We start from the raw sequence: 8263 nt of genomic DNA on the forward strand, positions 1-8263 counted from the left end.
AAGGACGAGTGATCGTACAGGAAATATCTTTGTTTCATACGGATCGACAGTTGTTGGAGCCGATCAGTGATGCCGAAGTGGCCTGCGCTTTTGGCGCTGATTTGATCTTGCTGAATGCCTTTGATTGTAAAAAACCGGTGATTACCGGTATTGATGCACCCACACAAGAGGTAGTGCATGTATTAAAAAAATATATTGGACGACTTGTGGGAATCAATTTGGAGCCATTAGGAAACTCACAGATGATTTCAGACTTTATCCCTTTGTCCCAAGGGCGTATTGCCACGTTGGATAATGCCAGAAAAGCTAAAGATCTGGGGATCGATTATATCGTATTAACAGGGAATCCGGGGTCTGGTGTAGATAATGATGCGATCGAGAGATCGATTCGGGAGATCCATCAGGATATGGAAGATATGATCATCGTAGCCGGTAAAATGCATGCTGCCGGATCTAAGACAGAAGCCGGGGAAAACATCTTGACAAAAGAATGGGTAGAACGTTTTATCCAGGCCGGTGCCGATATCATTTTAATTCCGGCCCCGGGTACTGTACCGGGTATTACACAGGAATATGTGCATGGTATGGTTACCTTTGTCCATGAACACGGTAAAATGACAATGACCGCTATCGGAACTTCTCAGGAAAGTGCAGAAGAAAGAACTATTGAACAAATTGCATTGATGTGTAAAATGACGGGAACGGATATTCATCATATTGGAGATGCCGGGCTTGGGGGCATGGTCCCTGAAAGCATTATGGCCGATAGTAAGGTCGTTCGTGGAAAGCGACATACATATTTAAGAATGGCCCGTTCAGTCAATCGTTAAAAGGAGGAACACATATGTACGGAATTATCGCAACATGGCGCATGGCTTTGGAAGGGATCACAAAAGCTGATGCGATGTTAAAAGAAGGAAGCAATGCCAAGGATGCTATTGAAACTGCTATTCGAGATGTAGAAGATTTTGAATTCTATAAAAGTGTAGGCTATGGTGGACTTCCTAATGAAGAAATGGAAGTTGAACTGGATGCAGCCTTTATGGATGGGGATACATTAGATGTTGGATGTGTTGGTGCTATCAAGGATTTTGCCAATCCGGTCAGTATCGCAAGAGCTCTATCCAAAGAGCCGGTCAATAACTTTCTGGTCGGAGCCGGTGCGGAAAAATATGCGCATCGTCATGGCTTTGAACGCAAAAATATGTTAACGGAAAGAGCCAAGATTCATTATCATAACCGCGTTAAAGAAACAAGTGCCGACAGTGAATTGAAACCCTATTCCGGACACGATACGGTAGGTATGGTTTGTGTGGATGGCGATGCGCATATGACCAGTGCAACCAGTACCAGCGGTTTATTTATGAAACATGCCGGGCGTGTAGGTGACTCCCCGGTATCTGGTTCCGGTTTCTATGTCGATTCCAAGGTCGGTGGAGCCAGTGCGACCGGTTTAGGCGAAGATGTGATGAAAGGCTGTGTATCGTATGAAATCGTGCGGTTGATGAAGGAAGGAAAGACACCGCAGGAAGCATGTGAGATTGCGGTACAGTCTTTTGATCAAGAGTTGAAAGAAAGACGAGGAAAAGCCGGAGATATGTCTTTGATCGCCATGAATAATAAAGGGGAATGGGGCTGTGCTACCAATATTGAAGGGTTCTCTTTTGCCGTGGCCACAAGAGATTTAAAACCAACTGTTTACTTAGTAAAGTTTGATGAAGACGGAAAACAGTATTTTGAAGAAGCCAGCCAGGAATGGATGGATAACTATATGAAGACACGAACTGCTCCCTTAGTTCGTAAGTAGGCTTATCATGGAAGAAAAATTATTAGAAAAAATCGATGAAATCAGTGATCAGATGATCGAATGTATCAAACGAATCGTTCGTATCGATAGTGTGGAAGGCACACCATGCGAAGATATGCCTTTTGGAAAAGGTGTCAATGATGCCTTGGAGGAAACCTTAAAACTGGCTCAGGAATTAGGCTTTGAAACGGAAAATGTCGATCATATGGTCGGTATTGCCAAATATGGATCCGGTGATGATTATATCGGGATCATGGGGCATTTAGATGTTGTACCGGTGGGCGATGGATGGAATGAGCCGCCATTCTCAGCCTATGAAGATGAAAACGGAAGAATCTATTCTCGTGGTATTTTAGATAATAAAGGGCCGATCTTAGCCAATCTCTATGCGTTATATGCCATTAAAGAATTACAGATTCAGCTCAAACATCCGGTATGGGTCTTATTTGGAACAAATGAAGAAACAGGATTTCATGATTTAGAACACTATTTAAAAGTAAAAAAGCCACCGATCATGGGCTGGACACCTGACTGTAAGTATCCGGTTGTCTATGCCGAGCGTGGACGAGGTGTCTATCAGATCAAAGCCGATATGAATCATCAAAAGGAATTTAATGCCTTTGTCAATGAATATCTGTTATCCAGTGATGATCATGCCAATAAACTGGGGCTTGCGATTCAAGATGAAGAGTTTGGTATCATGCAGTTAAGAAATAAGAAACTGGTCGATGAAGAAGGAAAACTAGTGTTTGAATTTTCTTTAAGCTATCCGGCTGTGATCACCAATGAAGAAATTTTAAAACAAATTCGCTCAAAGCTTTCTGATCATCTGAAGTTAGCTTGCACCAGCAATTATGATCCGGTACGCTTTGAAAAAGACTGTTTTTTATGCCAAACTTTGAAAGAAACCTATGAAAAAGTAACTGGAATGGACGGGACACCGGTTACAACGACCGGAGGTACGTATGCCAAGGTCATGCCTAATATCGTACCTTTTGGACCTAGCTTTCCCGGACAGAAAGGAATCGGTCATAACCCGAATGAATGGATGGATCGAAGTGATTTGATCAAAAACGCAAAAATCTATGCGTTAAGCATTTTACGGGTAGCCGATGGTGAATAAGATGAATCAGGTAGAAATTTGTTGTGGAAGTTATCAGGATGGAATTGCCGCCTATAAAGGCGGAGCCAAACGCATCGAACTTAACAGCGCTTTAAGTGTAGGTGGATTAACACCGAGTGTAGTTGCACTAAAACGCTTGAAAAAAGAGACGGATCTAAAAATCATGTGTATGGTACGTCCTCGTGCCGGTGGTTTCTGTTATGACAAAACGGATACAGCCATCATGATGGAAGAAGCCAAAATGTTGTTGGAGCAAGGTGCTGATGGAATCGTATTTGGTTTCTTAAAAGAAGATAAAACGATCGATGAAGAAAAGACACAAGATATGGTCAAGCTGATCAAGTCGTATCAAAAAGAAGCGGTTTTCCATCGTGCTATTGATGTAACGATTGATATTGATGAAGCGATGCAATGCTTGATTCGCTGTGGTGTGGATCGTATTTTGACCAGCGGACAAAGGGCAAAAGCAATGGAAGGTATCGAATGTATTGCACATATCCAAAAAACATATGGAGACAAGATTCAAATTTTACCGGGTAGCGGAATGAATGTACAAAATGCCAAAGAAATGTTAGAGAAGGCACAAGTGCATCAGATTCATTCTTCCTGTAAAAGTTATGCACAAGATCCAACAACAGTATCACAATATGTGACTTACGCCTATATGGATGCACCTCATGAATCGGATTATGATCAAGTGGATGCCACTTTGGTCAAACAACTGGTTGATGTTGTCATGCGATAAGATAAAAGTGACTGTTACAAACTCTGATCAAAGATTAGAAGTTTGCTCAGCCCTTTTTTCATTCCTTTTTTTTAAGATGTTGGTTCATACGCTGAATTTCTTTTCTTTGGATTTGATATAAAATAAGCCATATACAAAGATAAAGGATAAAGAATAAAACACTATATGTTAAAACACCGAACACGGTATGAGACATCCAGTGCATGAACCATGCGATGGGAAACATAGTGATACTCGTACATAAAAAGTGTATAAAGCTTTGTTTCAAGAGGCTCCAAGATTCGATTTCCCATATTAAGCTGGCCGCACTGAAAATAGCACCCATCAATGCAGAAAATAGAGTTTGTACACAAACCGCTTGCAGTGAAGATTCAAATAATGCCAGAAAAGCCGGAGCACAGGGGATATATTCTTCACTTCCTGCTAAATATGAGATTATGATCGACAACAAATAGGATATTGTGATTCCTAAAGGTATTCCCAACAAACTACGTTTTACTATTTCTTTTTTCATACGATCCTCACATTCCTAAAATTTTTTTGATTTTTGGCACATATCGACGAGATACATAGCTTTTCGAACCATCGATACAGTTTACACAGATAGTACCGTTGAAGCTTAGATCAAAATTCACAATTTTTGATAAAGAGATAATTTCTGAATGCGAAATACGAACAAATTGTTTTTCATCTAACAACTCTTCTATCTGGTAAAGCGTTTTTCGTATTTGAAAAAGACCTTTTTTGGTTTGTATCCAAACTTTTCCATGATCGGCATAAATACGAAAGATTTCTTCCGACTTGATGAGAACATGTTTTTCATCCTGTATACCTGTTAATACAGATAACGGCTCTTTTTCTATACGAGATGCCAGTTCTTGAATGGATGCACTCAAAGCTTTTGTGATGATGATTACTTGTGTTTCTGTACAGTCTTTTTCAATTTGAATTTGTACTTTCATGAACTTTTCCTTTCTGAAGTCATTATAATAAGGCAAGTCCATAGATACAATAAAACAAAGATAGATGGTAGGAATTTAAGAATAGGTGGTATTAAAAAAGGAAAAGCTGAAGAATAACTTTTCCGCTATAGGTTTTAAAGGAGTAAGGTTCTTGTTCTTGTACCTAATGAAATTTTAAGTTTCTTAAAAATAGAATTTATAATTGGAGAACTTTAATCTTTTTTTCTTCTTCATACACTTTGTAAATCAATCTATGGTGTATGTTGATTCCACGTGAATAGAATCCATCTAAATTACCAACCAATTTATTATATTGTGGTGGCTGTGCAAAAGGATCTTTTTGAATCAATTCCAAAAGGTCTCTAGCTTGATTTATAAGATTTAATTTTTCTAATTGTTTAAGACCTTCTAATGCTGTTTTTGAAAAATAAATTTCATAGACAGATTCTGTATCTGATTCATATCTTTTCATATCTTTAAAAATCTTCATTTTCAGCATTTTTGATTAAATCTCTTGTCATACCAGGACTATCTAGAATACTAACTGATTCCATAATTTCAGCCAATTCTTTTTAGAAACCATCACAACATTATTGTCATTTGATTTGACAATACGTACTGTATTGAATCCAAAATTCACTTCATCCATAATTTGATAGAATTTTTTCCTGGTTTCTGATGCATTTAATGTATCATTCATAGCATCACCCCTTTCTAACGTAACATTTTAAGTACGCCTTATATGTTATCACGCACTTAATCGAGTACTTCAAATGCTGTTTGAATGATTTAAAAATATTATTCATTTTAAAATATTTACATAATAAATGAGGTTTCGGATTTGTTTTGTTATAAATACGGCTGTTATAAATACATCTAGTGTTTAAGATGCGTTTTTCAATTTTTATTGATAGGATATTAATCTAGCGTTTGATTTCCTTTATCAACGGAAATAGTGCGTCTATGATAAGTTAAGTTTAATTATTATACTTTATACAGATGAGGTGAATGATATTCATGCTAAATCAAAGAGAAATTAAAATTATTAAGTTTCTTGAAAACAAAAATGAGTACGTATCTGGGAAAGAATTGGCCACTTTCTTAGAAATCTCATCCAAGACATTACGTAATGATATTCATATTTTGAATCGTACCTTGATTACTTTTGGAGCAACTATATCTGGTATCAAAGGAAAAGGGTATCGGTTAATAATCAACGATCTTGAACAGTTTTCATCTTTTAAGGATGGTTTGATAGCAGATCAGATTAATTCTTCAATTATGATTCCGACTAGTCATGAAGGGAGAGTTAATTACATAATACTCAAATTATTGCATAAAGAACTTGATAATCATCAGATTGTTACTCAAGGTGTTCTTTGTGAGAGTTTGTACATTGGATTAACAACTTTGAAACAAGATATGGCAGATGTACGGAAAATACTTTCATCCTTTAATTTGAGTATCGTCAAAGATGGTATTAAAGGAATTCGAATACAGGAAAAAGAAGAAGATATTCGAAAGGCGTTGCATTATTATATATCGAGAGAAAAAGAAGGATTTTTGATTGATTTTAAATCTATTATTCCTTTTTTCGGAGAAGAGGAAACGACACTAGCCGATCAAATTTTAAGAAGTTGTTTGGAGAGGCATCAATTAACTATTACGGATATAGGTTATGTAAATTTATTAATGCATATTCTTATCTCAATTCAGCGAGTACGTTCAAAAAATTTGATATCTGTTGTTGAGCATGATGAATCTTTGTTCGAAACAAAAGAAAATCATGTTGCAAAAGATATTAAACGCGATATAGAAAATGCTTTGAAAATTGAATTGCCTGACGAAGAAGTTTATTACATCACAATTCATTTGTTAACTCAAAAGGTGTCAATAATGAATCTAGATGAAAAAATATCAATGAATCAAGATTATCAAGATATTGTGAAGAAAACTTTAGTTTATCTAAAAGAAAAATTGGATCTAGATTTTTGCCGAGATTCGATTTTAGTGAATTCATTAACGGTACATCTTCAAAGTGCCTTAAATCGAATTCGTTTTGGAATGAATGTGAGTAATGCTTTGCTGGTTGATATACAAAAAAATTATTCGTTTGCTTATAAGATAGCTAGCGTGGCTTCTCAATATATTGAGGAACAACTTACTGTCAAAGTGAACGATGATGAAATAGGATACATAGCTTTACATTTTGGAGCAGCATTGGAGCGAATGAAGACGCCTTATGAAAATGAAAAATTAAGGGCAATCATCGTTTGCGCATCTGGATTGGGAACGGCTGTATTGTTATCGGCAAAGATTAAAAGCCACTTTTCTCAATGGGTAGGAGTTACCCAAGTGATTTCATTAAATGAGCTCAAGAATGTTGATCGAGAAAGTTTTGATGTTGTGTTCTCAACCGTTGATATTGATTCAAAGGAATATGGCCTTTTAGGGAAACAAGTACTTAGGATTCCTGTAATTTTATCGACTAAAGATATTAAGTATGTGGAAGAACAGATTCTAAAAGATAGAAAAACTTATTTAGATTTCTTGAAGTATACAGATGAAAAGCTATTTTTTAACAACACGAATTTCAGTACACGTCAAGAAGCGTTAGGTTTTATTTTGGATAACATGGTTAAAAATGAATATCTGAATAGAGAGGATATTGAAAAGTTTTATAAACGAGAAAATATATCATCAACAGAGATTGGAAATTTAACAGCAATTCCACATGCGATAGAACTGGATCCTCCAATTAGTAAAGTAGCTACATTAATCAATGATAAGCCATTTTTATGGGAAAGAGAGAAGGTTCGTTTGGTTATTTTATTGAGTATTCGCAAAGAATTATTCAAAGATTTCGAAACTATTTTTGAGGGGATGTATGAAATCTTAAGCGATGAAAGTACAGTGTTCTCTATATTAAAAGTAAAAACGTATCAAGAATTTATTAGATTGTTGAGGTAGGTAAAATGGAAATAGGCAGAATGCTATGTATAGAAAATATATATCTTAAGGAAAAACTAAATACTAAAGATGAAGTGTTACATTTCATTGGTGAAGTTTTGTGGGCTAACAAATACATAGATGATAAAGAAAAAGTTTATGAAGGGTATATAGCAAGAGAATCAGAAGGAACAACGGGCTTTGGTGATAGCTTTGCGATTCCACATTGCAAGTCAAGTGCAATACATGAAGCAGCTATTGTTGTTATCACGCTAAATCGAGGTATAGAATGGCAAGCTATGGATGGAAAACCTGTTGATTTTGTGATTGCTTTAGCTATACCAGAAGCTTTATCAGGTACGTTACATTTAGAACTACTTGGCAAATTAGCGTCTAATCTAATGGAAGAATCATTTACTGAAGGATTACGCAACGCCAAAAATAAAGAAGAATTGTTTGGCTCTTCTGTACTAAATGTGGGTAGATACTTATCAAAAGAATGAATATCGCTTTTATTCATCGTATAAAATAAGAATATTTGAATATAAGAAAACCATATGGTATTTTTCTTAAGCGACCAAACCAAGAAAGGAATACCATATGGCACTTAAAAAATTACTAAAATCCATTCTCAATGTCAATTGTATCAAGATAATTAATGCAGAATTTGATCATGT

The 8263-nt window shown here is 36.1% G+C and carries 10 protein-coding genes; 6 read left to right on the forward strand and 4 right to left on the reverse strand.

Annotation, left to right across the window (positions count from 1 at the left end):
* From U0M88_RS04770 to U0M88_RS04785, 4 genes are all read left to right on the forward strand, one after another.
* Nucleotides 1-830: DUF7916 family protein (locus tag U0M88_RS04770; protein WP_331869069.1), on the forward strand; the 830-nt coding region annotated here is incomplete at its 5' end.
* A gap of 14 nt (nucleotides 831-844) precedes the next feature.
* Nucleotides 845-1807: a N(4)-(beta-N-acetylglucosaminyl)-L-asparaginase gene (locus U0M88_RS04775; protein WP_331869070.1), complete on the forward strand. Its 963-nt coding sequence runs from the start codon at nucleotides 845-847 to the stop codon at nucleotides 1805-1807.
* 7 nt (nucleotides 1808-1814) lie between these two features.
* Nucleotides 1815-2930, forward strand: coding sequence for a Sapep family Mn(2+)-dependent dipeptidase (locus U0M88_RS04780; RefSeq protein ID WP_331869071.1), 1116 nt, complete (start codon nucleotides 1815-1817; stop codon nucleotides 2928-2930).
* A gap of 1 nt (nucleotide 2931) precedes the next feature.
* Entirely contained in the window at nucleotides 2932-3675 is a 744-nt protein-coding gene (locus U0M88_RS04785) for a copper homeostasis protein CutC (RefSeq protein WP_331869072.1), read from the forward strand.
* 58 nt (nucleotides 3676-3733) lie between these two features.
* Here U0M88_RS04785 and U0M88_RS04790 read toward each other — a convergent pair whose 3' ends face one another.
* The 4 genes from U0M88_RS04790 to U0M88_RS04805 all read right to left on the reverse strand — a co-directional run bounded on the left by U0M88_RS04790 (nucleotide 3734) and on the right by U0M88_RS04805 (nucleotide 5337).
* The gene (locus U0M88_RS04790; RefSeq protein WP_331869073.1) at nucleotides 3734-4189 is read right to left on the reverse strand and encodes a DUF3021 domain-containing protein; all 456 of its coding nucleotides are present in this window, start codon (nucleotides 4187-4189) and stop codon (nucleotides 3734-3736) included.
* A 7-nt stretch (nucleotides 4190-4196) separates the two neighbouring features.
* Complete coding sequence (locus U0M88_RS04795) at nucleotides 4197-4637, reverse strand: LytTR family DNA-binding domain-containing protein (protein WP_331869074.1); 441 nt, start codon at nucleotides 4635-4637, stop codon at nucleotides 4197-4199.
* Between the two features lie 196 nt (nucleotides 4638-4833).
* Entirely contained in the window at nucleotides 4834-5127 is a 294-nt protein-coding gene (locus U0M88_RS04800) for a Txe/YoeB family addiction module toxin (protein WP_331869075.1), read from the reverse strand.
* A 42-nt stretch (nucleotides 5128-5169) separates the two neighbouring features.
* Nucleotides 5170-5337 carry a type II toxin-antitoxin system Phd/YefM family antitoxin gene (locus U0M88_RS04805; RefSeq protein ID WP_331869076.1) on the reverse strand — a complete coding sequence of 56 codons (168 nt, stop codon included), beginning with the start codon at nucleotides 5335-5337 and terminating at the stop codon, nucleotides 5170-5172.
* 317 nt (nucleotides 5338-5654) lie between these two features.
* Here U0M88_RS04805 and U0M88_RS04810 point away from each other — a divergent pair, with 317 nt between their 5' ends.
* Together U0M88_RS04810 and U0M88_RS04815 are read left to right on the forward strand one after the other, a co-directional pair.
* Nucleotides 5655-7607 carry a BglG family transcription antiterminator gene (locus U0M88_RS04810; protein WP_331869077.1) on the forward strand — a complete coding sequence of 651 codons (1953 nt, stop codon included), beginning with the start codon at nucleotides 5655-5657 and terminating at the stop codon, nucleotides 7605-7607.
* Between the two features lie 5 nt (nucleotides 7608-7612).
* Nucleotides 7613-8089 carry a PTS sugar transporter subunit IIA gene (locus U0M88_RS04815; RefSeq protein ID WP_331869078.1) on the forward strand — a complete coding sequence of 159 codons (477 nt, stop codon included), beginning with the start codon at nucleotides 7613-7615 and terminating at the stop codon, nucleotides 8087-8089.
* The last annotated feature ends 174 nt before the right edge of the window (nucleotides 8090-8263 follow it).

Origin of the sequence: Faecalicoccus sp. (assembly GCF_036552745.1) — a bacterium.
GTDB lineage: Bacteria > Bacillota_I > Bacilli_A > Erysipelotrichales > Erysipelotrichaceae > Faecalicoccus.

Coding starts and splice junctions, on each gene's coding strand:
- U0M88_RS04775 (WP_331869070.1), top strand. CDS start 845: ATGTACGGAATTATCGCAACATGGCGCATGGCTTTGGAAGGGATCACA.
- U0M88_RS04780 (WP_331869071.1), top strand. CDS start 1,815: ATGGAAGAAAAATTATTAGAAAAAATCGATGAAATCAGTGATCAGATG.
- U0M88_RS04785 (WP_331869072.1), top strand. CDS start 2,932: ATGAATCAGGTAGAAATTTGTTGTGGAAGTTATCAGGATGGAATTGCC.
- U0M88_RS04790 (WP_331869073.1), bottom strand. CDS start 4,189: ATGAAAAAAGAAATAGTAAAACGTAGTTTGTTGGGAATACCTTTAGGA.
- U0M88_RS04795 (WP_331869074.1), bottom strand. CDS start 4,637: ATGAAAGTACAAATTCAAATTGAAAAAGACTGTACAGAAACACAAGTA.
- U0M88_RS04800 (WP_331869075.1), bottom strand. CDS start 5,127: ATGAAGATTTTTAAAGATATGAAAAGATATGAATCAGATACAGAATCT.
- U0M88_RS04805 (WP_331869076.1), bottom strand. CDS start 5,337: ATGAATGATACATTAAATGCATCAGAAACCAGGAAAAAATTCTATCAA.
- U0M88_RS04810 (WP_331869077.1), top strand. CDS start 5,655: ATGCTAAATCAAAGAGAAATTAAAATTATTAAGTTTCTTGAAAACAAA.
- U0M88_RS04815 (WP_331869078.1), top strand. CDS start 7,613: ATGGAAATAGGCAGAATGCTATGTATAGAAAATATATATCTTAAGGAA.